Source organism: Streptomyces sp. NBC_01335, assembly GCF_035953295.1.
Taxonomy (GTDB): Bacteria; Actinomycetota; Actinomycetes; order Streptomycetales; family Streptomycetaceae; genus Streptomyces.
The window spans coordinates 829,350-855,418 of record NZ_CP108370.1 but is presented as its reverse complement, the minus strand read 5'-3'; the positions used below and the strand labels follow the sequence as shown (position 1 = coordinate 855,418).

At 71.7% G+C, this 26,069-nt stretch carries 26 protein-coding genes; 11 read left to right on the top strand and 15 right to left on the bottom strand.

Annotated elements, in window-relative coordinates:
• Nucleotides 1-8 precede the first annotated feature (8 nt).
• The 4 genes from OG599_RS03345 to OG599_RS03330 all read left to right on the top strand — a co-directional run bounded on the left by OG599_RS03345 (nt 9) and on the right by OG599_RS03330 (nt 3,951).
• Nucleotides 9-671 carry an urease accessory protein UreF gene (locus tag OG599_RS03345; protein WP_327174422.1) on the top strand — a complete coding sequence of 221 codons (663 nt, stop codon included), beginning with the start codon at nt 9-11 and terminating at the stop codon, nt 669-671.
• Between the two features lie 83 nt (nt 672-754).
• Nucleotides 755-1,432: an urease accessory protein UreG gene (ureG, locus tag OG599_RS03340; RefSeq protein ID WP_327174421.1), complete on the top strand. Its 678-nt coding sequence runs from the start codon at nt 755-757 to the stop codon at nt 1,430-1,432.
• Nucleotides 1,429-2,199 carry an urease accessory protein UreD gene (locus tag OG599_RS03335; RefSeq protein WP_327174420.1) on the top strand — a complete coding sequence of 257 codons (771 nt, stop codon included), beginning with the start codon at nt 1,429-1,431 and terminating at the stop codon, nt 2,197-2,199. Before ureG ends, OG599_RS03335 begins: the two co-directional genes overlap by 4 nt.
• A gap of 174 nt (nt 2,200-2,373) precedes the next feature.
• Nucleotides 2,374-3,951, top strand: a complete 1,578-nt coding sequence (locus OG599_RS03330) for an alpha/beta hydrolase (RefSeq protein ID WP_327174419.1) — start codon at nt 2,374-2,376, stop codon at nt 3,949-3,951.
• 106 nt (nt 3,952-4,057) lie between these two features.
• Here the strand turns inward: OG599_RS03330 and OG599_RS03325 are convergent, their stop codons facing one another.
• From OG599_RS03325 to OG599_RS03300, 6 genes are all read right to left on the bottom strand, one after another.
• Nucleotides 4,058-4,765 (bottom strand): lysophospholipid acyltransferase family protein, encoded by a 708-nt coding sequence (locus OG599_RS03325; RefSeq protein WP_327174418.1) that lies wholly within the window; start codon nt 4,763-4,765, stop codon nt 4,058-4,060.
• Between the two features lie 276 nt (nt 4,766-5,041).
• Complete coding sequence (locus OG599_RS03320; protein WP_327174417.1) at nt 5,042-5,200, bottom strand: hypothetical protein; 159 nt, start codon at nt 5,198-5,200, stop codon at nt 5,042-5,044.
• 66 nt (nt 5,201-5,266) lie between these two features.
• Nucleotides 5,267-6,220: a cytochrome c oxidase assembly protein gene (locus tag OG599_RS03315; protein ID WP_327174416.1), complete on the bottom strand. Its 954-nt coding sequence runs from the start codon at nt 6,218-6,220 to the stop codon at nt 5,267-5,269.
• A 232-nt stretch (nt 6,221-6,452) separates the two neighbouring features.
• The gene (locus tag OG599_RS03310) at nt 6,453-7,478 is read right to left on the bottom strand and encodes a 6-phosphofructokinase (protein WP_327174415.1); all 1,026 of its coding nucleotides are present in this window, start codon (nt 7,476-7,478) and stop codon (nt 6,453-6,455) included.
• A 186-nt stretch (nt 7,479-7,664) separates the two neighbouring features.
• On the bottom strand, nt 7,665-8,393 hold the full coding sequence (locus OG599_RS03305) for a type 1 glutamine amidotransferase (RefSeq protein ID WP_327174414.1): 729 nt from the start codon (nt 8,391-8,393) through the stop codon (nt 7,665-7,667).
• Between the two features lie 31 nt (nt 8,394-8,424).
• Nucleotides 8,425-9,663 (bottom strand): MurT ligase domain-containing protein, encoded by a 1,239-nt coding sequence (locus tag OG599_RS03300; RefSeq protein ID WP_327174413.1) that lies wholly within the window; start codon nt 9,661-9,663, stop codon nt 8,425-8,427.
• 113 nt (nt 9,664-9,776) lie between these two features.
• Here OG599_RS03300 and def point away from each other — a divergent pair, with 113 nt between their 5' ends.
• Entirely contained in the window at nt 9,777-10,322 is a 546-nt protein-coding gene (def, locus tag OG599_RS03295) for a peptide deformylase (protein ID WP_327174412.1), read from the top strand.
• Nucleotides 10,323-10,359: 37 nt separating this feature from the next.
• Here the strand turns inward: def and OG599_RS03290 are convergent, their stop codons facing one another.
• Nucleotides 10,360-11,007 (bottom strand): TetR family transcriptional regulator, encoded by a 648-nt coding sequence (locus tag OG599_RS03290; protein WP_327174411.1) that lies wholly within the window; start codon nt 11,005-11,007, stop codon nt 10,360-10,362.
• A 181-nt stretch (nt 11,008-11,188) separates the two neighbouring features.
• Between OG599_RS03290 and OG599_RS03285 the strand changes: the two genes are divergently transcribed.
• Entirely contained in the window at nt 11,189-12,415 is a 1,227-nt protein-coding gene (locus OG599_RS03285) for an acyl-CoA dehydrogenase family protein (RefSeq protein WP_327174410.1), read from the top strand.
• 67 nt (nt 12,416-12,482) lie between these two features.
• Here the strand turns inward: OG599_RS03285 and OG599_RS03280 are convergent, their stop codons facing one another.
• The 3 genes from OG599_RS03280 to OG599_RS03270 are packed head-to-tail and all read right to left on the bottom strand — an operon-like array spanning nt 12,483 to nt 14,172.
• Nucleotides 12,483-12,971, bottom strand: coding sequence for a glutathione peroxidase (locus tag OG599_RS03280; protein WP_327174409.1), 489 nt, complete (start codon nt 12,969-12,971; stop codon nt 12,483-12,485).
• Between the two features lie 32 nt (nt 12,972-13,003).
• Entirely contained in the window at nt 13,004-13,582 is a 579-nt protein-coding gene (locus tag OG599_RS03275; RefSeq protein ID WP_327174408.1) for a GNAT family N-acetyltransferase, read from the bottom strand.
• Between the two features lie 14 nt (nt 13,583-13,596).
• Nucleotides 13,597-14,172 carry a helix-turn-helix domain-containing protein gene (locus OG599_RS03270; RefSeq protein ID WP_327174407.1) on the bottom strand — a complete coding sequence of 192 codons (576 nt, stop codon included), beginning with the start codon at nt 14,170-14,172 and terminating at the stop codon, nt 13,597-13,599.
• Between the two features lie 163 nt (nt 14,173-14,335).
• On the opposite strand from OG599_RS03270, the gene OG599_RS03265 reads away from it, so the two are divergent.
• The gene (locus tag OG599_RS03265) at nt 14,336-14,734 is read left to right on the top strand and encodes a DUF7144 family membrane protein (RefSeq protein ID WP_327174406.1); all 399 of its coding nucleotides are present in this window, start codon (nt 14,336-14,338) and stop codon (nt 14,732-14,734) included.
• 63 nt (nt 14,735-14,797) lie between these two features.
• Here OG599_RS03265 and OG599_RS03260 read toward each other — a convergent pair whose 3' ends face one another.
• Nucleotides 14,798-16,231 carry a DUF2252 domain-containing protein gene (locus tag OG599_RS03260; protein ID WP_327174405.1) on the bottom strand — a complete coding sequence of 478 codons (1,434 nt, stop codon included), beginning with the start codon at nt 16,229-16,231 and terminating at the stop codon, nt 14,798-14,800.
• Between the two features lie 184 nt (nt 16,232-16,415).
• Complete coding sequence (locus tag OG599_RS03255; protein ID WP_327174404.1) at nt 16,416-17,381, bottom strand: DUF389 domain-containing protein; 966 nt, start codon at nt 17,379-17,381, stop codon at nt 16,416-16,418.
• 185 nt (nt 17,382-17,566) lie between these two features.
• Between OG599_RS03255 and OG599_RS03250 the strand changes: the two genes are divergently transcribed.
• Nucleotides 17,567-17,806: a DUF6011 domain-containing protein gene (locus tag OG599_RS03250; protein ID WP_327174403.1), complete on the top strand. Its 240-nt coding sequence runs from the start codon at nt 17,567-17,569 to the stop codon at nt 17,804-17,806.
• Between the two features lie 86 nt (nt 17,807-17,892).
• On the top strand, nt 17,893-18,459 hold the full coding sequence (locus tag OG599_RS03245; RefSeq protein ID WP_327174402.1) for a 3'-5' exonuclease: 567 nt from the start codon (nt 17,893-17,895) through the stop codon (nt 18,457-18,459).
• A 163-nt stretch (nt 18,460-18,622) separates the two neighbouring features.
• Here OG599_RS03245 and OG599_RS03240 read toward each other — a convergent pair whose 3' ends face one another.
• From OG599_RS03240 to OG599_RS03230, 3 genes are all read right to left on the bottom strand, one after another.
• Nucleotides 18,623-19,810 (bottom strand): esterase-like activity of phytase family protein, encoded by a 1,188-nt coding sequence (locus OG599_RS03240; protein ID WP_327174401.1) that lies wholly within the window; start codon nt 19,808-19,810, stop codon nt 18,623-18,625.
• 161 nt (nt 19,811-19,971) lie between these two features.
• Nucleotides 19,972-20,844, bottom strand: a complete 873-nt coding sequence (locus OG599_RS03235; RefSeq protein ID WP_327174400.1) for an acyl-CoA thioesterase — start codon at nt 20,842-20,844, stop codon at nt 19,972-19,974.
• Nucleotides 20,845-20,893: 49 nt separating this feature from the next.
• On the bottom strand, nt 20,894-23,407 hold the full coding sequence (locus OG599_RS03230) for a DEAD/DEAH box helicase (protein ID WP_327174399.1): 2,514 nt from the start codon (nt 23,405-23,407) through the stop codon (nt 20,894-20,896).
• Between the two features lie 138 nt (nt 23,408-23,545).
• On the opposite strand from OG599_RS03230, the gene OG599_RS03225 reads away from it, so the two are divergent.
• Both OG599_RS03225 and OG599_RS03220 read left to right on the top strand, forming a co-directional pair.
• A complete protein-coding gene (locus OG599_RS03225; RefSeq protein WP_327174398.1) occupies nt 23,546-24,337 on the top strand; it encodes a metal-dependent hydrolase in 792 nt (263 codons plus the stop codon).
• A gap of 177 nt (nt 24,338-24,514) precedes the next feature.
• Nucleotides 24,515-26,062, top strand: a complete 1,548-nt coding sequence (locus tag OG599_RS03220; protein WP_327174397.1) for an ATP-dependent DNA ligase — start codon at nt 24,515-24,517, stop codon at nt 26,060-26,062.
• Nucleotides 26,063-26,069 lie beyond the last annotated feature (7 nt).

The following is a 26,069-nucleotide window of genomic DNA, read 5'->3' as shown; positions in this document are numbered from 1 at the left end:
CGGGACCGATGTCACGCGCAGCCCTGCTCGTCCTCGCCGACGGCCGGTTCCCCGCCGGAGGCCACGCCCACTCCGGCGGGGCCGAACCGGCCGTCACGGCCGGACGCGTCCGCGACGCGGGCGACCTCGCCGAGTTCTGCCGGGGCCGTCTGCACACCACCGGGCTCACCGCCGCCGCGCTCGCCGCGGCGGCGGCCCTGGGCCACGACCCGCTCGTGCTCGACGAGGCGGCGGACGCCCGTACGCCCTCACCCGCCCTGCGGGCCACCGCCCGCAAGCTCGGCCGCCAGCTGATGAGGGCAGCCAGGTCCACCTGGCCGAGCCCGGCCCTGGACGCGCTCGCGGCCGCCCGGCCGCGCGGTGCCCACCAGCCCGTCGTCCTCGGACTCACCGCGGCCTCGGCCGGGCTGACCCCCGAGGACGCCGCGCACTGCGCCGCGTACGAAGCGGTCGGCGGGCCGGCCACCGCCGTCGTCCGGCTGCTCTCGCTCGACCCCTTCGAGGCCACCGCCGTCCTCGCCCGGCTCGCCCCCGAACTCGACCGCGTCGCCGAACGGGCCACCGCGGCCGCCCGGCAGGGCATCGACGCCCTGCCGGCCGCCTCGGCCCCGCTGCTCGACATCGCCGCCGAGACCCACGCCACCTGGCCGGTCCGCCTCTTCGCCTCGTGACGCACCCACCGGGTGGTGTCCGGCCCTGATCCGCCGGACATCACCCAGAACCCACGCACCACACGTCCCCCAGGAGCCGCACCATGCATCTCGACCACTCGCACGACGGACCCGCCGCGGTCGGCGCGGACGCCGCACGGCCGGACGGCACGCGCCGCGCCCTGCGTATCGGACTGGGCGGACCGGTCGGTTCCGGCAAGACCGCCACCGTCGCCGCCCTCTGCCGGACCCTGCGCGACCAGCTCTCCATCGCCGTGGTCACCAACGACATCTACACCCGCGAGGACGCGGAGTTCCTGCTCCGCAACGCGGTCCTCCCGCCCGAGCGCATCCAGGCCGTCGAGACCGGCGCCTGCCCCCACACCGCCATCCGCGACGACATCTCCGCCAACCTCGAAGCGGTGGAGGACCTGGAGGACAGCGTCGGCCCGCTCGACCTCATCCTGGTCGAGTCGGGCGGCGACAACCTCACCGCCACCTTCTCCAAGGGGCTCGTCGACGCCCAGGTGTTCGTCATCGACGTGGCCGGCGGCGACGACATCCCGCGCAAGGGCGGCCCCGGCGTGACCACCGCCGACCTGCTCGTCGTCAACAAGACCGACCTCGCCCCGTACGTCGGCTCCGACCTGGGCCGGATGGCCGAGGACGCCGCCAAACAGCGTGGTGAACTTCCCGTCGTCTTCACCTCGTTGACCTCCGCCGACGGAGTCGCCCCGGTGGCCGGCTGGGTGCGGTCGCAGCTCGCCGCCTGGTCCTTGTGAGCGTCACCGCGACCGCCCGCGTCCGCGCCGTCGCGGACGGGCGGGGCGGCACCGCGCTGCCGGTCCTGGAGAGCGACGGCCCCCTCGCGCTCCGCCGGACCCGCGCCCCCGCCCCGTACACGGGGGTCACGGTCGTCGGCGCCATGAGCGCGCCCCTCGGCGGCGACCGCCTCGCCGTCGAGGTGGAGGCCGGGGACGGGGCGCGGCTCACCGTCGGCGCCGCCGCCGCCACCGTGGCGCTCCCCGGCCCCGGGGCCGCCCACTACGACGTCCGGCTGACCGTGGGCGAGGAGGCGGAGCTGCACTGGCTCCCGGAGCAGCTGATCTCCGCCCGGGGCAGCGAACTGCGGATGGCTACCACCGTCCAACTCGCGCCCACCGCACGGCTGGTGCTCCGGGAGGAACAGGTCCTCGGCCGCCACGGCGAGCCCACCGGCGCCCTGACCACCCGCCTCACCGTCCGGCGCGCCGGACGCCCCCTTCTCGACCAGGAGCTCTCCTACGGCCCCGGCGCAGCCGGGGGGTGGGACGGGCCGGCCGTCCTGGGCGGTCACCGGGCCGTCGGGCAACTACTCGTCGTGAGGCCCGAGTTCGAGGAGAAGCCAGTGGCCTCCTGCCTGCTCGGCCCCACCGCAGTCCTGACCCCGCTGGCGGGCCCCGCCGCACTGGTCACGGCCGTGGCCGCCGACGCGCGCCTGCTGCGCGCCGTCCTGGACAGGGCCCTGGCGCTCCTTCTGGACGGCTCAACATCCCCCGCAATGAGCTGATTCAACGGCAAAAGCTGTCAAGTCCGCTGAGCAGTACAGCGGTTACCGCTTATCGGTTCGGCAAAGAAACGGTGGTGCGCCCTGTTCTCAGGAAGCTCACAGGGGAAATGATCCACGGGAAACCGTAGATCCGCGCCGCTCCACGCGGCGCGACACCCATGGGGGAGGTTCCACTTGAGACGCACTGCAGTGCTCGGCGCGGCCGGCACTCTGATCGCGGGGACGCTCATAGCGGGCATGACGGCCGCACCGGCGGCCGGAGCGGACAACCGGCACACCGGCGCGGCCGAGGCACGTGGTGCCGCGATCGCCGCGGAACGCGCGGCGCGCACGGGCATCGACTGGGCGGACTGTCCCGCCGACTACGCGCTCCCCAAGCCCATCCAGTGCGGCTGGGTGACCGTCCCGCTCGACTACGCGAAGCCGTACGGAAAGCAGATCAAGCTCTCCGTCGACCGCCACGTGAGCACCGGGACGGCCGCAGAGCGCCAGGGCGCCCTCGTCTACAACCCCGGTGGCCCCGGCGGCTCCGGCCTGCGCTTCCCGACCCGGATCACCAACAAGAACCCGATCTGGACCAAGGTCGCCGCCGCGTACGACTTCGTCGGCTTCGACCCGCGCGGCGTGGGCCACTCCGCCCCGATCTCCTGCGCCGACCCGCAGGAGTACGTCGCGGTGCCCAAGGCCGACCCGGTCCCCGACACCGAGGCCGACAAGCTGGCCCAGCGCAAGCTCGCCGCCGAGTACTCGGCCGGCTGCGCCGAGCGCAGCGGCGATCTGCTGCCGCAGATGACCACCCTCAACACCGCGCGCGACCTGGACGTGATCCGGGCGGCACTCGGTGAGAAGAAGCTGAACTACCTGGGCGTCTCCTACGGCACCTACCTGGGGGCGATCTACGGCACGCTCTTCCCGGGACACCTGCGCCGCATGGTCGTGGACAGCGTCGTCAACCCGGCGCAGAGCAACATCTGGTACGAGGCCAACCTCAACCAGGACGTCGCCTTCGAGACCCGCTGGGAGGACTGGCAGGCGTGGGTCGCCCGCCACGACGACGTCTACCACATCGGCGACACCCCGCAGAAGGTCGAGCAGGCCTGGCTCACCCTGCGCGCCGCCGCGAAGAAGAACCCCATCGGCGGCGTCGTCGGCCCCGCAGAGCTCACCGGCTTCTTCCAGAGCGCCCCGTACTACGACTCCTCCTGGGCACCGGTGGCACAGACCTGGAGCGACTACCTGGCCGGCGACACCCAAGCACTCGTCGACGCCATCGCCCCCGACCTGAGCGACACCGCGGGCAACATCGCCACCGAGAACAGCAACGCCGTCTACACGGCGGTCGAGTGCGCGGACGCGCAGTGGCCGACCAGCTGGCGCACCTGGGACCGGGACAACACCCGGCTGCACCGCGACTACCCGTTCCTGACCTGGGCCAACGCATGGATGAACCTCCCCTGCGCCACCTGGCCGACCAAGCGGCAGACCCCGCTGGATGTGAAGACGGGCAAGGGCCTCCCGCCCGTCCTGATCGTGCAGTCCACGCGTGACGCCGCCACCCCGTACGAGGGAGCGGTCGAGCTGCACCAGCGGTTCAAGGGCTCCCGGCTCATCACCGAGCAGGACGCCGGATCGCACGGGGTCACCGGCCTCGTGAACACCTGCATCAACGAGCGGGTGAACACCTACCTGCTCACCGGCCGTACCGACCGGCACGACGTGACGTGCGGCCCGCACGCCACACCCGTGCCGTAGCCACAGGTCCCACCTGGAAAAGGGGTGCGGGTGGCCGGGACACACCTCCGGCCACCCGCGCCCCCGGGTCCGAACGAAACCCCCGGAGCCTCAGCGTCCCCGGGCCTCAGCGTCCCGGCCGGGGCCGTTTCGCGGCGCCCGCACCGGCGGCCTTCACCTTCGCCGCGTACTCGTCCACGTACTCCTGCCCGGACAGATTCAGGATCGCGTACATGATCTCGTCCGTCACAGCCCGGATCGCCGCCTTCTGGCCGTCCATCCCGGCATACCGGGAGAAGTCCAGTGGTTCCCCGAAGCGGATCGTGACCCGCCGGATGCTGGGTACCTTCTGCCCGGGCGGCTGGATCTCGAAGGTGCCGACCATCGCGCAGGGGACCACCGGGACCCCGGCCCGGATGGCCATCACCGCGACCCCCACCTTGCCCTTGTAGAGGCGCCCGTCGTGGGAGCGGGTGCCCTCCGGGTAGATGCCGAGCAGCTCGCCCTCGGCGAGGACCCCGAGCCCCTCACGGATGGCCGCCGCACCCGCCTCCTTGCCCGACCTGTCCACCGGGATCTGACCGATGCTGTGGAAGAACGCGGCCGTCAGCTTCCCCTTGATCCCGGGGCCGGTGAAGTACTCGGCCTTCGCCAGGAAGGTGATGCGGCGCTTCAGCATGGCAGGCATCAGGAAGTGGTCCGAGAAGGACAGGTGATTGCCCGCGACGATCGCGGCCCCCTCGGCGGGGATGTGGTCGAGACCCTCGATGCGCGGCCGGAAGAGCAGCCGCAGCAGCGGACCGAGCACGGCGTACTTGAGTACGTAGTAGAACACGGAGGGTGAACCTCGTTCTGCCGGATCGGCCTCGGGCTGCTTCGTACCGGACACCCGTCAGGGAACGTCCGCCGTGCCACATGACCTTAGGCCGTGTCTGACCATTCCCGCCGGGCGGTCGGCGCCCGGCATGGCACCTCGCGGCGTTGTCGGACCGCCAGAGTACGTCCCGTACTCGGGCGGTCCTCCGCCTTGCGAGGCACCGCACCGGACACCGCCCGCTGATCCGACGCGCATGGTCAGACACGCCCTGGGCGGGCGCCCCGCCCGCCCCCGTCAGGCGTCCCGCACGGCGAGCATGCCGAGCGTGCACAGCCCCAGCACCACCCAGCCGAACCAGAGCCAGCCGTTGCTCCCCAGCGCCACCGTGTACGCCGTCACCGCCACCAGGGCCGCGACGGTGATGACTCCCATGGACTTCGTCGATCCGGACATGCGCGCACGCTCCTCGTCGGCCGCGCGGCCGTTGGGTCCATGGTCGCCCCGCAGGCGGGTGCCGCGCTACCGTCCGCGCGTCTGCAAAGAGGCGAGATACGCGTTGTACGCCGCCAGCTCCTGGTCGCCGTCCCGGTCCGCCGCCCGGTCCTCGCGCTTCGCGAGCCGCTGGTCGGAGCGGTACCACTGGAAGACCAGCGCGATCAGCACCAGCACCGACGGCACCTCGCTGAAGGCCCAGGCGATACCGCCCGCCCAGCTCTGGTCGCTCAGCGCGTCGACGCCCAGCGAGGCCGGAGGGTGCTTGTACGACTCCACCATCGGCTGGGACGCCATCATCAGCGCGATGCCGAAGAACGCGTGGAACGGCATCCCCGCGAACAGCTCCAGCATCCGCATCACGTAGCCCGGCCGGTGCGGCCCGGGGTCGATCCCCATGATCGGCCAGAAGAAGACCAGCCCGACCGCGAGGAAGTGCACCATCATCGCCAGATGCCCCGGCTCCGATCCCATGAGGAAGTCGAAGAGCGGGGTGAAGTACAGGGCGTAGAGGCTCGCGATGAACAGCGGGATGGTGAAGACCGGATGCGTGATGATCTTCATGTAGCGGCTGTGCAGCAGCATCAGCAGCAGCTCGCGCGGACCCTTCCCGCCCCGCCGCCGCGCCACCGGCAGCGCCCGCAGCGCCAGGGTCACCGGCGCGCCGAGCAGCAGCAGGATCGGCGAGAGCATGCTGATCACCATGTGCTGGATCATGTGCACGCTGAACATGACCATGCCGTAGTCGTTCAGCCGGGTGCACATCACCAGGGCGATGCTGAGCACCCCTACGACGAAGAAGACGATCCGGTTGACCGGCCACGCGTCCCCGCGCCGCCGCAGCCGCACCACGGCCCAGCCGTACAGGGCCAGCGCCGCGAGGCAGCCGACCAGGAAGAACGGGTCCGCCGACAACGCGAGCCCGCGGCCCAGTGTGAACGGCGGCAGATCCATGTTCATGCCGTGCCCGCCGTGATCCATCTGTTCACTCCTGCTGGGGGACGTCCCCGATTCGTGCCGGTTGTCCGGTCCAGACTAGGACTGCCCCCGACCGCACTCGCGGCCGGGGGCAGTCCCGGGGTGTCATGGCCGCTCCTCGCCGAAAGCCGGAGCGGGGTGAGGGGAGGCGTCCAGGCCGTGTGCCGAAAGTCCCGCCTGTCCGGCGACGCCCGGCACGCCCTCCGGGCGGACGGCGCCACTTTCGACATACGCCCTAGAGGACGCACTCCACCTCGGCGTACCGCTCCGCCGGAACGGTCTTGAGGGTCTCCACCGCAGAGGTCAGCGGCACCATCGTGATGTCCGTGCCCTGCAGCGCCGTCATCATGCCGAACTCGCCGCGGTGCGCGGCCTCCACCGCGTGCCAGCCGAACCGGGTGGCGAGCACACGGTCGTACGCCGTCGGGGTACCACCGCGCTGCACGTGACCGAGAATGACCGGGCGGGCCTCCTTACCGAGGCGCCGCTCCAGCTCGACCGAGAGCTGGGACGCTATCCCCGCGAAACGCTCGTGCCCGTAGATGTCCTGGGAACCGGTGGCGAAGTCCATCGTGCCGTCCTGCGGCTTGGCGCCCTCGGCGACCACCACGATGGCGAACTTCTTGCCGGCCGAGAAGCGCTCCCCGACGACCCTGGTCAGCTCGTCGATGTGGAACGGACGCTCCGGCACCACGATGGCGTGCGCACCGGCCGCCATGCCCGAGTGCAGGGCGATCCAGCCGGTGTGACGGCCCATGACCTCCACGATCAGCACCCGCTGGTGCGATTCGGCGGTCGTCTTCAGCCGGTCCAGCGCCTCGGTGGCCACACCCACCGCGGTGTCGAAGCCGAAGGTGACGTCGGTGGAGGCGATGTCGTTGTCGATGGTCTTCGGTACGCCGACGATCGGCAGCCCCGCCTCCGAGAGGAGGTTGGCCGCCTTCAGCGTGCCCTCGCCGCCGATCGGGATGATCGCGTCCAGACCCAGGTCGGCGACGTGCCCCTTGGCGCGCTCCACGCCGTCGCGCAGGTGCGCGGGCTGGACCCGGGACGAGCCGAGGATGGTGCCGCCGAGGGCGAGGATGCCGCCGACCGCGTCCAGGTCGAGCTTGCGGTAGTCGCACTCCAGCAGGCCGCGCCAGCCGTCGTGGAAGCCGATGACCTCGTCGCCGTGGTCGACAACCGCCCGGTGCACGACGGAGCGGATGACTGCGTTGAGGCCGGGGCAGTCGCCGCCGGACGTGAGGACACCAATGCGCATTGCCCGAGGAACCTTTGCAACGTGGGCCGACGACCGGACCGCGTCGTCCGGCTGAATACCCGCCACCCTACCGGCGCAGGGTGGCGGGACCGAACCCACTGTCCGCCTGCTGGACTCCGCTCAGCTGAGCCGGAATCGCCTCAGGCGAAACAAGGTGCATACCTCAGCTGAAACTAGGCGGATACATCAGGCCGGCTGGGTCGTCGCGGCGATGCGCTCCGACCTCAGCGCCTCGTACCAGTGGTCGTTCACCGGCGGCAGCGCGTTGACGTCGAGAGCCAGCTTCAGCAGCAGATCGGCGATCAGCGGATTGCGCGCCAGCACCGGACCGTGCATGTACGTCCCGAACACGGTGTCGCTGTACGCGCCTTCGGTGCCGTCCCCGGTGCCGTTGCCGCGGCCCACCCGGACCCGGGCGAACGGACGCGCCGTCGGACCGAGGTGGGTGATGCCCTGGTGGTTCTCGAAACCGGTGAGCGGCGGCAGACCGAGGTTCGGGTCGATGTCGCCGAGTACGTCACCGACGCACCGCGCGCCCTCGCCGCGGGTCGTCACCACGTCGAGCAGCCCGAGCCCGGGCTCGCGCTCCCCGAGGTCGTTGATGAACTCGTGGCCCAGGATCTGGTAACCCGCGCAGACCGAGAAGATGATCGCGCCGTTCGACGCGGCCCGGCTCAGCCCGCCGTCGCGGCGCAGGCGCTCCGCCGCCAGCCGCTGCGGCCGGTCCTCACCGCCGCCGATGAGATAGATGTCACCGGACGTGGGGATCGGCTGGTCGCTGCGTACGTCGACCCGCTGGACGTCGAGACCGCGCTGCCGTGCCCGCCGCTCGACGACGAGGGCGTTGCCCTGGTCGCCGTAGGTGCTGAGGAGGTCGGGGTAGACCCAGACCAGACGCAGACCGTTGTTGCTCATGCTTCGTCCTCTCCGGAGGCCCTGGCGGGGATCAGTTGCCGACACGACGGCGCAGATCCTGGAAGGCGGTGTAGTTGGCGATGACCTCGATGCGGCCGGGCGGGGCCAGCTGGACGGCCTCGTCCAGGGTCTCGCAGACACGGAAGTCCAGACCGGCCACTTCGAGCCGGACGGCGAGGTCCATCTTGCGGTCCCCGAGCACGAAGATCGGGTGACCGGACAGCTGCGTGTAGTCGACGTCCCACAGCCACGAGGTGTCCGTGCCGTCCGCGCCGCGCGCGTTCACGGAGAGGATCACCGGCGTCGGCGGCGGGTCGATGAGCGAGAAGGTCTCCAGCCAGCCGGCCGGGTTCTTCGCCAGCAGCAGCCGCAGGTCGCGGTTGTGGAACGAGACCACGTCGTAGCGGCCCGCGACGGCCTGCACCTGGTACATCCGCTCCAGGGCCACCTGCGGGGGCACGCCGAAGACGGCGGCCACGGCGGCCGACGACGTCGCGTTCGCCTTGTTCGCGCGACCGGGCAGCTGCAGGTGGATCGGCCACGCGGAGCCGTGCGGGTCGAGCACGTAGTCGCCGTTGAGCGCCCAGCTCGGCGCCGGACGGCGGAAACCGCACTGACCGCAGAACCAGTCGTCCCCGGGGCGCTGCATCACACCGCCGCAGGAGGGGCAGGACCAGGCGTCGTCCTTCCACGCCTGGCCGGCCGCCACCCACACGACGTTCTGGGAGGACGAGGCCGCCCAGACGATCAGCGGGTCGTCCGCGTTGGCGATGATGACGGCCTTCGAGCCCGCCAGTCCCTCGCGCCAGTGCTCCGCCAGCATGCGGGTCTCCGCGGCGCGGTCGAGCTGGTCGCGGGAGAGGTTGAGCAGCGCGATCGCCTTGGGCGTCGTGTCGCGCGCCACTCCGGCGAGGTACTTCTCGTCGACCTCGATCACGCCGAACCGGGCGTCCGATCCGCCGGCCAGCGCCGAGGTGATGCCCGCGGGCATGTTCGCGCCGAGCGCGTTCGAGACGACGGGCCCGGCGGCCCGCAGCGCCTCGGCGATCAGCCGGGTGGTGGTCGTCTTGCCGTTCGTCGCCGACACGAGGATCACGTCCAGGTGCTGCGCCAGCCGCCCCAGCAGGTCGGGGTCGAGCTTGAGCGCCACCCGGCCGCCGATCACCGATCCGCTGCCACGCCCCGCCGCGCGCGACACCGCCGCCGCGGCCTTGCCCGCCGTCACGGCCAGCTTGGCCCGCGGCGACAACGGCTCCGTGTTGCCTGCCATCGTCCTAGATCCTCCTTGCATCGGTCCACGCCCAGCCTATCGATGTCCGGAGCGACGGCCGCACCGCGGCACCACGGAACGGGGCGGTCAAGGCGGACCGTACCCTTACGGCCATGCGAAACCGCCCGATCCCCGGCAGTTCCGGAATCATTCGTACCGTGAGCACCCTCGGGGACCCCGTCCTCCACCACGGCTGCGAGGACGTCACCGATTTCGGTCCCTCCCTCGCCCGGCTGGTGGAGGACATGTTCGCCACCATGTACGCGGCCCGCGGGGTCGGCCTTGCGGCCAACCAGATCGGTGTGCCGCTGAGGGTGTTCGTATACGACTGCCCGGACGACGAGGACGTCCGCCACCTCGGCCACGTGGTCAACCCCCGGCTGGTGGAGGCGGACGGCATCACCGTACGCGGCCCGGAGGGGTGTCTGTCGCTGCCGGGCATCGAGGCCGGCACCCCGCGCTTCGACCGGGCGGTGGTACGCGGGCGCAACGTCACCGGCGACGAGGTGGAGATCACCGGTACGGGTTGGTTCGCGCGCTGCCTCCAGCACGAGTGCGACCACCTGGACGGCACGGTCTACACCGACCGGCTGACCGGACTGCGCCGGGCGCGGGCGCTGCGCAAGGCCCGCCGGGCTCCCTGGGCCGCCCAGGGCTGAACCATGCCCTGAACAGCCGCAGCCGCCGTAGGGGCCCTCAGAAGCCGGGTGCGCCCGGCCGGTCGCCGACCTCGGCGAGCCGGCCCCAGAGCAGGTCGGCGAGGTTGCGTACCAGCCGTTCGCGCGGGACGGGCCGGTCGCCGAGCCACCAGTCGCCCGCCGCGTGCATCATCCCGACGATGCCGTGTCCCCAGATCCGGGCCGTCTCCTCGCCGTCCGTGCCGAGGTCCACGCGCTCCGCGATCACCTGGCCGAGCTCCTCGCCCAGGCGCCGCAGCAGGGGTACGGAGTGGCGGCCCGTGTCGAACCCCTGCTCGGGGGCAGGGGTGTCGTCCGACGGGTGCATGAGGAAGCGGTAGACCTGCGGGCGGGTCTCGATGGCCGCGAGGTAGGTGTCGAGGGTGTTCTCGACCCGCCGGCGGCGTTCGGCCGGGGCGTCGAGCGCCGCGCGCAGGTTGCTGAGCAGGGCGTCGGTGTGGCGCTGTGCGAGGGCGCGGTAGAGGCCGCCCTTGTCGCCGAAGTGGCGGTAGAGGATCGGCTTGGTGATGCCCGCCTCGGCGGCGATGGCGTTCATGGAGGCCCTGGGGCCGTCCCTGAGTACGACCCGGTCGGCTGCCTCCAGCAGTTCCCTGCGCCGCTGCTCGGCCGCCGTCCGCTGCCGGTCGGCCTGTCGTGCGGTCTCCATCTGTCGCCCTTTCCCCACCCCTGACACCTCTGGCCTGGCGCTTTGCGCGCGCCCGGGAAACGTAACACCCCGCTCCGACAGGGCGCCGATCGGTCCGGGTGCGGTTGACAGCGGCTACTTGCCGGTAACAGACTGCTGTTACCGTAAGTAACGCGATGTCGGGCAGTGCATGGAGGGGAACATGGCAGAGTTCACGCTTGAGCTCAACGACGACCAGAAGCAGGTGCGCGACTGGCTCCACGGTTTCGCAGCCGATGTGATCCGGCCGGCGGCGTCGGAGTGGGACGAGCGTGAGGAGACTCCCTGGCCCGTCATCCAGGAAGCCGCCAAGGTCGGCATCTACTCGCTCGACTTCTACGCCCAGCAGTTCTTCGACCCCACCGGCCTCGGCATCCCGGTGGCGATGGAGGAGCTCTTCTGGGGCGACGCGGGCATCGCCCTGTCGATCGTCGGTACGGGCCTGGCGGCCGTGGGCGTGCTGGCCAACGGCACCGAGGAGCAGATCGGCACCTGGATCCCGCAGATGTACGGCGACGCCGACGACGTCAAGCTCGCCGCCTTCTGCTCGTCCGAACCCGACGCCGGTTCCGACGTCGCCTCGATGCGCACCCGGGCCGTCTACGACGCGGCCAAGGACGAGTGGGTGCTCAACGGCACCAAGACCTGGGCTACCAACGGCGGCATCGCCAACGTCCACGTCGTGGTGGCCGTCGTCGACGCCGAACTCGGCTCGAAGGGCCACGCCTCCTTCATCGTGCCGCCGAACACCCCGGGCCTCTCCCAGGGCCAGAAGTTCAAGAAGCACGGCATCCGGGCCTCCCACACCGCCGAGGTGGTCCTGGAGGACGTCCGCGTCCCCGGCCACTGCCTCCTCGGCGGCAAGGAGAAGCTCGACGAGCGCCTCGCCCGCGCCCGCGAGCGGGCCAAGTCCGGCGGGGAGCGGGTGAAGAACGCCGCGATGGCCACCTTCGAGGCGTCCCGCCCGGCCGTCGGCGCCATGGCGGTCGGCACCGCCCGCGCCGCGTACGAGGTCGCCCTCGACTACGCCAAGACGCGTACCCAGTTCGGCCGCCCGATCATCGACAACCAGGGCATCGCCTTCCAGCTCGCCGACATGCGCACCCGGATCGACGCGGCCCGGCTGCTGGTCTGGCGCGCCTCCTGGATGGCCACCACCAACAAGCCCTTCACCTCCGCCGAGGGCTCGATGTCGAAGCTCTACGCCAGCGAGACCGCCAAGCAGGTCACCGCCCAGGCCGTCCAGATCCTCGGGGGCAACGGCTTCACCCGTGAGTACCCGGTCGAGCGGATGCACCGTGACGCGGCGATCTACACCATCTTCGAGGGCACCAGCGAGATCCAGCGCCTGGTGATCGCCCGCACCCTCTCCGGCATGCCGATCCGCTGACCCGCCGAAACGGCCGGGGCGCCGGGGGTACGTACCCCCGGCGCCCCGGCCGTTTCGGCGGCGGCCGTCAGGCGGGCAGCTGCGCCTCGATCGCGGCCACGACCTCGGGCGCCTCCGGCTCGGTGCGCGGGCGGATGCGGGCGACCGGCTCACCGGCGGGGGAGATCAGGAACTTCTCGAAGTTCCACTGGACGTCCCCGGCCTCGCCGTCGGCGTCCGCCAGCTTTGTCAGCTCCGCGTAGAGCGGGTGCCGGCCGTCACCGTTGACGTCGGTCTTCGCCAGCAGCGGGAAGCTGACCCCGTAATTCGTCGAGCAGAAGGTCTGGATCTCCTCGGCGGTGCCCGGCTCCTGCCCGGCGAACTGGTTGCACGGCACACCCAGGACGGTGAACCCCCGCTCGCCGTAGGTGTTCTGCAGGCGCTCCAGGCCTTCGTACTGGGGGGTGAGGCCGCACTTGGACGCGACGTTCACCAGCAGCACCGCCTTGCCGCTCCAGGCGCCCAGCGTCGTCGGCTCGCCGGTCAGGGTGTGCAGGGGGATGTCGTGCAGCGTCATCGGTAACTCCTCGCGTCAAGAGTGCCGCCCGGTCAGGAGGCGTCGGGGCCCATTGTGACCCCGGCGCCGTCCGGGCCGGCGTCCGCCTCGGCCTTCCCGGGGACCTTGTAGTAGTAGGTCGTGGCCTTGAGGGCCCCGGCCGCGTCCTGCGCGTAGCCCGGCACCGAGCCGCACTCCGTCCAGCCCGTCGCCCGGTAGAGCCGCTCGGCCACGCTCCCGGTCTCGGTGTCCAGCACCAGCAGCGACAGGCCCGCCGAGGCCGCCCACTCGTCCACGGCCGTCAGCAGCGCCCGGCCGAGCCCGCGCCCCCGGCCGGACGGGCGGACCATCAGCTTCGCGACCTCGGCGCGATGGCGGGCGTTCGGCAGCGGGGCGGGTACGAGGCTGACGGTGCCCGCCACCCGCTCGCCGTCCCGGGCGATCCACACCCGCAGGCGGCCCTCCTCCACGGCCCGCGCGCGCTCCCGCCACCAGTCGGCCGCGTCGCCCCGGTCGAGCGGGACGAGAAAGCCGACCGACGCGCCGCTGTGCACGGTGTCCACCAGGAGGGCGGCCAGTTCGTCCGCGTACGTGACGAGTTCGGGGCCGGACACGGGGACGATCTCGGTCATGGGAAGGGTTCCTTTCACGGCATCACGATCATCAGGACGTAGCGGGTCCGTTCCGGCCCCGGGCAGTGGAAGCGGGAGGGGCCGAGCAGCCGGAACCGCAGGCAGTCGCCGGCGCCCAGGGTGTGCGTGGTCCCGTCGACGGTGATCCCGACCATTCCTTCCCGTACCCACAGGTGCTGTTCCATGCCGGGGACCGGGGGGTTCTCGTAGGAGATCGTCGCGCCCGCGTCGAGGGTGCCCTCGACGATCTCGCCGCGCAGCCCCGGGTGCGGCGGCGACACCGACCGGCGGGTGAAGCCGACGGACGCGTCGTACCAGACCTGCTGGGACCGGGCGGGCACGAGGAGGGGCGGCTCCGACTCGACCTCCATCAGCAGGCGCGACATCGTCCGCCCGTACGCCGCGCACAGCCGGCCCAGCGACGCCGCGGTCGGGCTCAGCTCGCCCCGTTCCACCCGCGACAGGGTGGATCTGCTCAGGCCGGTCAGGCCTGACAGCTCGTCCAGGGACCAGCCGTGCTCGGCCCGGAGAGAGGTGAGCCGGGCGGCCAGCCGCCGGTCCGCGGACTCCGCCTCGCTGTCTTCTCTCATATCCGGGATCATATCCCGTAAGTGGGAACGGGTGGGGCGTCTCCGTGCCTTTATGCCGTCCGTATGCCGATCGGGTGGCCGCGTGCCAGGCTTGCAGGAGGCACCGTCGCCGGCCCGCCGCTCGGGCCGCTCAGGGGCTACGGGTACCGCAAGGAGGCCGACCATGGCCAGAACCACCCGGAAGACCACCGCGTTCCAGTCCGGATGGACCGCGTTCGCGGGCGTTCTGATGATCTTCGGCGGAGCGATGGCGATCTTCGAAGGCATCGCCGCCATCGCCAAGGACGACGTGTTCGTCACCACCCGCAACTACATCTTCCAGTGGGACCTCACGGGCTGGGGCTGGGTCCATCTCATCCTGGGCATCGTCATCGTCCTGGCCGGATGCGCCCTGTTCACCGGCGCGCTGTGGGCCCGGCTCGTCGGTGTGGTGCTGGCAGGTCTGGGTGCGCTCGCCAACTTCCTCTGGCTGCCGTACTACCCGTTCTGGTCGATCATCCTCATCGCCATCAACATCTTCGTCATCTGGGCTCTGTGCGCGCGTACCGAGCGAACCACCTGAGGACGGTGCACCCGTGCGTGCGCCCCGACGGCCGGTCGAGGCAGTCGGGGCGCACGCATGTGCTCACCGGGTTGCCGAGGGGTCCGCGGCGGGCAGCCGTCCGGCGCGCACCGCCGCGACGAGCGCTTCGTGGTCCCGCTCGTTGCGGTCCGCGTACGCCTCCGCGAACGCGCCGACGGCCCGGTCGAAGGCGTCGCTCCGCCCCAGATATCCCGCGATGGCGATCCGGTCGCCCGACCTGGCGTGGGCGCGGGCCAGGGTCGCCCCGCAGACCTCGCCGAAGAGCGTCATCCCCTTGGGCACCATCCGTTCCGGCTCCGCGATCCCCTTCCAGTCGCGCAGCTGACGGATGTAGAAGTCGCGGCGCCGGCCGTCGAAACCCTCCGCCCGCTCCCAGCCGAGGAAGATGTCGCTCGTCGCCTGCATCATCCGCTGCCCCGCCACGACGCGTTCGCCCTGGTTGCGGTAGTGGCTCGTCCCGACGTGGTCGGCGAGGACCGAGGTGTCGGCCTCCTTGGCCTGGAGGAAGAGCGGATCGTCGTCGTCGCGGCCCAGGAGGAGCAGAATCCAGCAGCGCGTACCGACGCTTCCCACACCGACCACCTTGCGGGCCACGTCCGCCAGCCGGAAGCCGGAGAGCAGCGCCCGGCGGTCGGAGGGGAGGCTGCGGCCGTACCGCCGCAGGAGGACCCGGAACCACTCCTGCGTCTCGACGGCCTCCGCCTCCGGCACCAGCTCCGCGAGCGGTACGACCAGAGGCGGGTCCGACTGGATCCGACGCCGGCCGCCTGACCACTCGGTGAGCTTCGCGAGGACCTGCCGGCTGTCCCGGGTACGGGCCTTCAGCAGGGCGCGGTCGAGGTTCTTGCGGCCGCGCTCGGCGAGCTGCGTCGTCGCGACGGCCCGCAGCTGCGCCTCGTCGATCTTCGCGTACCAGACCTCCAGATTGCGCATCGCGGCGAACCGGGCCATCGACTCCCGGTACGACCGCACGGATGCCTGGACCAGGTGCGCGCGCTCACGGTCCGAGAACCCGTTCGCCCGCGCGGCGATGACGAGACTCGCCGCGAGCCGTTTCACGTCCCACTCCCACGGGCCGGGCAGCGTCTCGTCGAAGTCGTTGATGTCGAAGACGAGATTGCGCTCCGGCGAGGCCAGCAGCCTGAAGTTCAGCAGATGCGCGTCACCGCACAGCTGCGCCGTGATCCCGGAGTCCGGCGTACCGGCCAGGTCCGCCGCCATGATCGCGGCGGCACCCCGGTAGAAGCGGAACGGCGACTCGGTCATCCGGCTGTACCGGAGAGGGACCAGCTCCGGCACGCGCGCCGCCGACTGGGTCTCCAGGACCGTCAACGGATCGAACCGGCGCGCGGCGGGCTCGAAGGCCGCGTGGGCCGACCGGGGGACCCTCCGGCGTACGGCCTTGCCCGCGGCGGCCCGCTCGGCGGGGGTGGCGCGAGGCCTGGTGCGCGGGGCTGGACGGCGGTCCTGGGGCATGGCGGGCTCTCCTGACTTTCCCGAGGCGTGAGGTGCTGACGCGCCCCCCGACTTCGACGAATGCCTTCGCCGGGTCCCTTCGCCGAGTCCCTTCGATGATCCCCGGCACCGCGCGGTCCGGCACGCCCAGAGGCGAGGTGTACTGCCCGCCGTGCACTGCCCCGTCAGTCGGGGACGCGGACGGTCAGCCGTGCCCCGCCACACCGGCAGGACCCTCACGCTTCCGGGCGACCCGCCTCCAGATCGCCCGCTGGCACCGCAGGGTGCCCGTACCGACGAGGATCAGGACCACGATGTTCACCAGGAGCTGGATCAGCGACCCCCACGCCTCCTGCCAGCTGGTGAAGGCGACGGAGACGGCGATGGCGGCGGCGGCCGGAATGGTCGTGACCGAGATGAACACCCCGAGCAGCGCGCTCGTCCGCGCCTCGGTGAGCGACACGATGCCGACGACGCCCGCCAGCGTCGCCACCGCCACCGAGAAGAAGTTGGGGGTGTTGATCAGGTCGGACACCGGACGCAGCCCCGCCTCGAACGCCTTCGACTGGAAGCCGAAGCCCCGGATCACCAGGCTGAAGAGGAAGGTGACCAGCACGGTCAGCAGCAGCCCCGCGCCGAGCGCCTTCAGCCCTCTTCGGATCGTGACCCGGTCGCCCCGGTCGATGCCCAGCGCGATGCTGACGATCGCCCCGTACTCGGGGCCGACGACCATCGCTCCCACGATCAGGATCTGCGAGTTGGTGACGATGCCCACCGAGCCGATCAGACCGGCGACGACCAGGTACAGATAGAAGCTCGGCGGATACCGGGCCTCGGCGCGGATACGCGCCTCCACCTGCTCCCAGACCGGGGCCCGCGCGAGCGGACCCTGCTCCTCGCCCCCGCCCCCGTCGGCCCGTCCCGAGAACGCCATGTCCACCGGTTCCACGACGATGGAGCCGAGCTGGTCCAGACGGATCTCCCGCAGCTCCCGGAGCACCTCGTTGGCGCCGCCCGTCGTCACGTCGCAGGCGATCGCGTCGCCGTCCGGATTACGGGCCGCCCCCGGCTGCACGATCAGATTGAGGACGCACGGATCGTCGGCGAGCAGTGCCACGACCCGGTCGGTCAGGTCGGGCGGGCTCACCGCGCGGACGTGGATCAGGTCCATCGCGTACCTCTCACTCCGTGGCCCCGCCGGATTCTCCGTGCGCGGCCGCCCGCGCGTATCCGGTGCGTGGGTCACTCCAGTAAGGCCGTACGCTCCTTGGACGGCAATCCGGGCGGGCGCCCGCGGACGGGGACCCGGGCCCCGGTTCCAGGCCACTGTCACCGGCTCCTGGAAGAATCCCCCCCATGGAGTCACCCGAGCTTTTCCCCGGCACTTCGCCGGCCCCGGCCGGCCGGGCCCCGGCTCCGGACGGCGGCCCGGAACGCCCGCTCGTGCGCTGCCGACTCTGCGGACGCCCTCTCACCGGCACGGGCTCCCGCCGGAGCGGTCTCGGCCCCACCTGCGACGCGAAGCTCCACCCCGCCCCGCCGGACACCCGCGCCCGCCGCCGGGAGGCCGACCAGGAGCCTCTGCCGGGGCTGTGAGCGGACCGGGGAACGGTCCGTCGTGGCCACCCCGGCCCCCGGAAACCGGATGTACGTGTGTCGCCGGCCGCCCGTACCCTCGCGCCATGGACTTCGGGGACGAGCTGCTCAATGTGGTGGATGTCGAGTCGACGTGCTGGGAGGGGGAGGCCCCGGCCGGGCAGGTGAGCGAGATCGTGGAGATCGGCCTCACCGTCGTGGACCTGAGGGCGGGCGAGCGGCTGGCCAGGCACCGGGTGCTGGTGAGGCCACGGCGCTCGGCCGTTTCGGCGTTCTGCACCGAACTCACCGGCCTCACCCCGGCGGAGGTCGACTCGGGGGTCTCCTTCGCCGAGGCGTGCCGCCTGCTGACGGCCGAGCACCGCAGTGGGGCGAGGCCTTGGGCGAGTTGGGGCGACTACGACCGCAGGATGTTCCTCGGCCAGGCTCGCGCGTTCGGTGTCCCGTACCCCTTCGGCCACCACCACACCAACGCCAAGGCCACGTTCACCGAGGACCGGGGACTGCGGCGGAGACCCGGCATGGCGCAGGCGCTGGAGATCGCCGGACTGCCGCTGGAGGGCCGTCACCACCGGGGCGACGACGACGCGTGGAACATCGCCGCGCTGGTACTGGACGTGGCCGGACGCGGAGGATGGCCCCAGGCCCGCTGACGGCGGGCGGCGCGGACGGAACACGCCCGCGCGGAGCGGGTGCGGGCCGGACGCGTGGGACGGGCCGCCCCGGGCCCGGAGCAGTCGTCGGGATGCCGGACCCGGCTCCGGCGGTGACGAAGGATGCGACAGGCGCACCCCTCGTGCGTCCGCGTCGGCGAGGTCAGCGGATACCGAGCGCCACGATCTGCGTCACCGCGTCGCTCGCGAAGTTGTCGTCACTGACCAGCAGCAGGGTGCGCTCACCGCCCCGCAGGACCGGGCCCCAGGTCATCCCCTCGGTGTTGTCGACCGTGGAGAGGTTGAGGTCGTCGAAGTCCGCGACCAGCTTCTTGCGCATCGGTACGACCCGCCGCCCGGTCAGGGAGTCGACGCGCTGTACGTCGGTCGCGCCCCGGGTGGTGGCGTCGTACAGGCGGATCTTGTAGTCCGATCCGGCCACCCAGGAGCGTTCGAGCACCAGGTAGCGGCTCGGGTCGTCGGGGAAGGCGAGGATCGACGGGACGCCGGTGTCCGGGGGCCACGGGCTGGTCGGGTCGGAGGCGGCGAAGATCTTCTCGATCGGGTACGCGTACTGCGCGAGCACGTCCCCGCCCCGGCTCTGCTGGGTGACGCGGACCAGCGCGCCGTTCTCCAGGTCGGGCTCCGGGCCGTCCTGGAGGAGCGGGCCCTCGACGGCGCTGGTGAGGACGCGGTCCCCGGACCCGAAGGTGATCGCCTCCACCGCCTTGTTCCGCCGCAGTCCCCGGTCCTCCAGGGTGATCACGTAGTTGGGCGGCAGCCGCAGCTGACCCAGGTACGCGCCCGCGGGGGAGGCGAACTGGATCGACGGCTGGATCACCGGTGCGGTGGCGGACGTCGGGCGGTCGCCCTCCTGCGCCCACCAGTAGCGGCAGGTGCGCGGGTCGACCCGGATCTCCTCCGGGTCGACGGCCTTGCCGTCGTTGACGCTCGCCGGCGGATAGACCGAGCCGTCCGGCTGGAGAAACGGGTGGGTGGAGGTGAAGTCGACGGAGTGGACCCCGGCTCCGTCCACCTCGATGGCGGCGGTGTAGAAGCGGGCGGGCTGCTGGACGGAGCGGTCGTCACTGATCAGGACGTACTCGCCGGTGCAGGGGTTGCGGTCGATGCCGGACAGCCCGCCCACCGTCGTGTTCTCGAAGGAGAGCCCGCGCGGGACGATCTTCTCGCCCAGCAGCCGGGCGTGCGCCCCGGCGGGCGGTGCGGCGGCGGGCCGTGCGGCGGACGGCTGCGCGGGGGTGGTGTCGGACTGTGCCGCCACGGCGGGGGCCACGGCCGCCGCGAGCATCAGGGACGCGGCGCAGGTGCGACGGATCAAGGAGGATCTCATGCGATCGATCTTGGTCCGGCCGGGCGCCGAGCACAGTCGCCCATCCGTGTGGTCCTGGTGCGCACACGAGTGAGACGTGCCCCGATGAGGTGATTTCCTGATGGGGCGTCAACCTCTGCGCGCGCCGCCCGATGCGCCACCCCGTCAGGGCGGCAGGCGGTCTACGCCCCCAGGCGCCGGAACAGCCCCTCCTGCACCACCGAGACCAGCAGGTTGCCCTCCCGGTCGTAGATCCGGCCGCGGGCCAGACCCCGGCCCCCCGTGGCGATCGGCGACTCCTGGTCGTACAGGAACCACTCGTCGGCCCGGAAGGGGCGGTGGAACCACATGGCGTGGTCCAGGGAGGCCATGTCGAAGCCGCGCGGGCCCCACAATGGCTCCACCGGGAGGCGGACGGCGTCCAGCAGCGTCATGTCGCTCGCGTACGTCAGCGCGCAGGTGTGCACCAGCGGGTCGTCGCCCAGCGGGCCGACCGCGCGCATCCACACCGCGCTGCGCGGCTCCGCCTCGGTGACCTCCTCGCGCGTCCAGCGCAGCCGGTCCACGTACCGGATGTCGAACGGCTGGCGACGGGCCATCCGCTCCAGCGCCTCGGGCAGCCCGCCCAGGTGCTCGCGCACCTCGTCGGCGACCGTCGGCAGTTCCTCGGGGTCCGGGACGATGCGGGCGGGCGGCAGCTGGTGCTCGAAGGCCGCTTCCTCGGGCCGGTGGAAGGAGGCCGTCAGGTTGAAGATCGTCCGGCCCTCCTGCACCGCCGTGACCCGCCGCGTCGTGAAGGAGCGGCCGTCGCGCACCCGCTCCACCTGGTACACGATCGGCACGCCCGGTCGCCCGGGGCGCAGGAAGTAGGCGTGCAGCGAGTGCACCGGCCGGTCGCCGTCGGTGGTCCGGCCGGCAGCGACCAGCGCCTGGCCCGCGACCTGGCCGCCGAAGACCCGCTGGAGGGACTCCTCGGGGCTCCGGCCACGGAAGATGTTGACCTCGATCCGTTCCAGGTCGAGCAGGTCGACCAGGAGCTCGGCGGGGTTCGTCATGCGCTTCTTCTCCACTCTCGCCGCCCCGCCGTCACCGTCGCGGCCGGGCTCACAGCTGACCCACGTCGGTGACGCGCACGACCGCGCGGCCTTCTTCGTCGGAAGCCGCGAGATCCACTTCTGCGCGGATACCCCAGTCGTGGTCACCGTTCGGGTCGGCGAAAGCCTGCCACACCCGCCACACCCCGTGCGCCGGGTCCTCCTCGATCTTGAGCAGCTTGGGGCCACGCGCGTCGGGGCCCGTACCCAGCTCCTCGAACTCGTCCCAGTAGGCGTCCATCGCCTCGCCCCAGCGGTCCTCGTCCCAGCCGGAGTCCGCGTCCAGCTCGCCGAGATCCCGGACCCGGTCCAGCGCGGCCAGCTCGACCCGGCGGAACATCGCGTTGCGCACCAGCACCCGGAAGGCGCGGGCGTTCGCGGTGACCGGCTTGACCTCGTCGGCCTTCTCCTGCGCCTGCTCGGCGGTCTCCACCTCCGGGTTGGCGAGCTGCTCCCACTCGTCCAGCAGACTGGAGTCCACCTGGCGCACCATCTCGCCGAGCCAGGCGATCAGGTCCTGAAGATCCTCGGACTTGAGGTCGTCCGGAATCGTGTGCTCCAGCGCCTTGTACGCGCTCGCGAGGTAGCGCAGCACGATGCCCTCGGTCCGGGCGAGCTCGTAGTTGGAGGTGAACTCCGTGAATGTCATGGCGCGTTCGTACATGTCCCGGATCACCGACTTGGGCGACACCGGGTGGTCCCCGACCCACGGGTGGCTCTTGCGGTACACGTCGTAGGCGTGCCACAGCAGCTCGCCCAGGGGCTTCGGGTACGTGACCTCCTGGAGCCGCTCCATGCGCTCCTCGTACTCGACGCCGTCCGCCTTCATCTGCCCGACCGCCTCGCCGCGCGCCTTGTTCTGCTGGGCGGCGAGGATCTGGCGCGGGTCGTCGAGCGTCGACTCGACGACGGAGACCATGTCCAGCGCGTACGACGGGGATTCGGCGTCCAGCAGGTCGAACGCGGCGAGCGCGAAGGTGGAGAGCGGCTGGTTCAGCGCGAAGTCCTGCTGGAGGTCCACGGTCAGCCGGACGATCCGGCCCTCGGCGTCCGGCTCCGCGAGCTGCTCCACCACACCGCCGTCGAGCAGTGAGCGGTAGATGGCGATGGCCCGCCGGATGTGCCGCAACTGGGCCCTGCGCGGCTCGTGGTTGTCCTCCAGCAGGTGGCGCATCGCCTTGAAGGCGTTGCCCGGACGGGCGATGACCGACAGCAGCATGGTGTGGGTGACCCGGAAGCGCGAGGTGAGCGGCTCGGGATCGGACTGGATCAGCTTGTCGAAGGTCGTCTCCGACCAGGCGACGAAGCCCTCCGGGGCCTTCTTGCGGACGACCTTGCGCTTCTTCTTCGGGTCGTCGCCCGCCTTCTTGACGTTCTTCTCGTTCTCGATGACGTGCTCGGGGGCCTGCGCCACGACGAACCCGGCCGTGTCGAACCCGGCCCGCCCGGCCCGCCCCGCGATCTGGTGGAACTCACGCGCCCGCAGTGTCCGCACCCGGGTGCCGTCGTACTTGGTGAGCGCCGTGAACAGCACCGTGCGGATCGGGACGTTGACCCCGACGCCGAGGGTGTCCGTACCGCAGATCACCTTCAGCAGGCCCGCCTGCGCGAGCTTCTCCACCAGGCGGCGGTACTTGGGCAGCATCCCGGCGTGGTGGACCCCGATGCCGTGGCGTACGTACCGGGAGAGGTTCTGGCCGAACTTGGTGGTGAAGCGGAAGTTGCCGATCAGGTCGGCGATCTTCTCCTTCTCCTCCTTGCTGCACATGTTGATGCTCATCAGCGACTGCGCCCGCTCCACGGCGGCGGCCTGCGTGAAGTGCACGATGTAGACGGGGGACTGCCGGGTGTCCAGCAGTTCGGTCAGCGTCTCGGTGATCGGCGTGAGGCGGTACTCGTAGCTGAGCGGCACCGGACGCGTCGCCGAACGCACCACGGAGGTCGGCCGGCCGGTCCGCCGGGTGAGGTCCTTCTCGAACATCGCGACATCGCCGAGGGTCGCCGACATCAGGACGAACTGGGCCTGCGGCAGCTCCAGCAGCGGGATCTGCCACGCCCAGCCGCGGTCGGGCTCCGCGTAGAAGTGGAACTCGTCCATCACGACCTGGCCGATGTCGGCGTACTTGCCGTCGCGCAGCGCGATCGAGGCCAGCACCTCCGCCGTGCAGCAGATGACGGGCGCGTCGGCGTTGACCGAGGCGTCGCCCGTCAGCATCCCGACGTTCTCCGTGCCGAAGAGCTTGCACAGGTCGAAGAACTTCTCCGAGACCAGCGCCTTGATCGGAGCGGTGTAGAAGGTGACCTTGTCCTGCGCCAGCGCCGTGAAGTGCGCACCCGCCGCGACCAGGCTCTTGCCCGAGCCGGTCGGCGTGGACAAAATGACGTTCGCCCCGGAGACCACCTCGATCAGCGCCTCCTCCTGAGCGGGGTAGAGGTCGATTCCCTGACTCTCGGTCCACGAGGAGAAAGCCTCGAAGAGAGCGTCCGGGTCCGCGGTCGTGGGCAGCTGATCGATAAGGGTCACGCCCCCCATCTTGCCTGCCTTCCGTCCGGATGAGGGAACCGGACGGCCGTACGAAGATCACGGGCGGTAGGCTTCCCACTCAACTCGGCCGCGCCGCAACGGCGTCGGCCGCACCAAGTTCTGGGGGCGGAAAACACCATGATGGGACCGGCACACTCACTGTCCGGGGCGGCGGCCTGGCTCGGGGTGGGCGCGGCGGCCGCTGCCGCGGGGCACACCATGCCCTGGCCCGTCCTGGTCGTCGGCGCGCTGATCACGGCGGGCGCCGCGCTCGCCCCCGACCTCGACCACAAGTCGGCCACCATCTCCCGCGCCTTCGGACCGGTGTCCAAGGGGCTCTGCGAGGTCGTCGACAAGATCTCCCACTCCGTGTACAAGGCCACCCGCGGCCCCGGCGACCCCCGGCGCAACGGCGGCCACCGGACCCTGACCCACACCTGGCTGTGGGCCGTCCTCATCGGAGCGGCGGCCTCGGGCGCCGCGATCCTCGGGGGACGCTGGGCGGTCCTCGCCATCCTCTTCGTCCACCTGGTGCTCGCCGTCGAGGGCCTGCTCTGGCGGGCCGCCCGCGTCTCCAGCGACGTACTCGTCTGGATGCTCGGGGCGACCAGCGCCTGGATCCTCGCCGGCGTGCTGGACCAGCCCGGCCACGGCTCGAACTGGTTCTTCGACGCACCCGGCCAGGAGTACATGTGGCTCGGGCTGCCCATCGTCCTCGGCGCCCTCGTCCACGACATCGGCGACGCGCTGACCGTCTCGGGCTGCCCGATCCTCTGGCCGATCCCCCTCGGCCGCAAGCGCTGGTACGCGCTGGGCCCGCCGAAGGCCATGCGGTTCCGGGCCGGCAGCTGGGTGGAGCTGAAGGTGCTGATGCCCGTGTTCATGGTGCTCGGCGGAATCGGCGCCGCGGGCGCCCTCAACATCATCTGACCGTCTCGGCATCATCCGACCGCCATCACGCCATCACGCCATCACGCCATCACGCCATCACGCCATCACGCCATCACGTCATCTGGCGGTGATCCGAACCGAGCCGTGGACCGTGTGCCGCCCGGAGCCGGAACTCCTCTCCGGGCGGCACACGCGTCCCCGTAGGACCATGGGCCCATGCTGCTCATCCGGCTCGCCCAGGTCTCGCTCCAGGTCGCCGGGGCCCCCTCCCGGAACCGGAAGGTCGAGCTCCTGGCCGGCCTCTTCCGGGACGCGGCCCCCGAGGACGTCCCCGTCGCCATCCCGTACCTCGCCGGGCGGCTGCCGCAGGGGCGGCTCGGCATCGGCTGGTCCACCCTCGGCACCCCGGCGGAACCCGCCGCCGAACCCATCCTCACCGTCGCGCACACCGACGCCGAGCTGACCGCGATCGGAGCGCTGACGGGCCCCGGCTCCCGGGCCGCCCGCGCCGAGCGGCTGCGCGCGCTGCTGGGCGCGGCCACCGCCGACGAACAGCACTTCCTCCGCGCCCTGCTCCTGGGCGAGCTGCGCCAGGGAGCCCTGGACGCCATCGCCGTGGACGCGCTGGCCCGTGCGTCCGGCGCGGCGGGAGCCGAGGTACGCCGGGCCGTCATGCTCGCCGGCTCGCTGAGGGACGTGGCGGTCGCCCTGCTCGCGGACGGCACCGGAGCGCTCGCCCGCTTCCGGCTCACCGTGGGCCGTCCGGTCCACCCGATGCTCGCGCACTCCGCCGGCTCGGTCGGCGAGGCGATCGACAAGCTCGGGGGCTGCGCGGTCGAGGAGAAGCTCGACGGCATCCGCGTTCAGGTGCACCGGGACCACAACGGCGTACGCGCCTTCACCCGCACCCTGGACGACATCACCGACCGGCTCCCCGACCTGGTCACCGCCGTCGCCGGCTTCCCCGGCGAGCGCTTCATCCTCGACGGCGAGGTGATCGCGCTCGGCCCGGACGGCCGGCCGCGCCCGTTCCAGGAGATCGCCGCCCGGGTGGGCTCGCGGCGCGACGTGGCACGGGCCGCCGCGGAACTCCCGGTGGTCCCGGTCTTCTTCGACGTCCTGCTCGTGGACGACGAGGACCTTCTCGACCGGGCGCTCGCCGAACGGCACGCGGCCCTCGCCCGGCTGGTCCCCGAGGAGATGCGGGTACGCCGCACCCTGGTGACCGGCCCGGCCGAGCACGCGTCGGACACCGGGGCCCGGGACGCCGCCGACGCCTTCTTCGCCGCGACCCTGGAGCGCGGCCACGAAGGCGTGGTCGTCAAGGACCTCGCCGCCCCCTACAGCGCGGGCCGCCGGGGCGCGTCCTGGTTGAAGGTCAAGCCCGTGCACACCCTCGACCTCCTGGTGACGGCCGTCGAGTGGGGCAGCGGCCGGCGCACCGGGAAGCTCTCCAACCTGCACCTCGCCGCGCTGGGCCCGGACGGCGCCCCGGTCATGCTCGGCAAGACCTTCAAGGGGCTCACCGACCAGCTCCTCGCCTGGCAGACCGAACGCCTGCTCGCGCTCTCCACCGGCGACGACGGGCATGTGGTGACCGTCCGCCCGGAACTCGTCGTGGAGATCGCCTACGACGGCCTCCAGCGCTCCACCCGCTACCCGGCGGGCGTCACCCTGCGCTTCGCCCGGGTCCTGCGCTACCGCGAGGACAAGCGCCCGGAGGAGGCGGACACCGTCGCCACCGTGCTCTCCCGGCAGAGCTGAGCCCGTA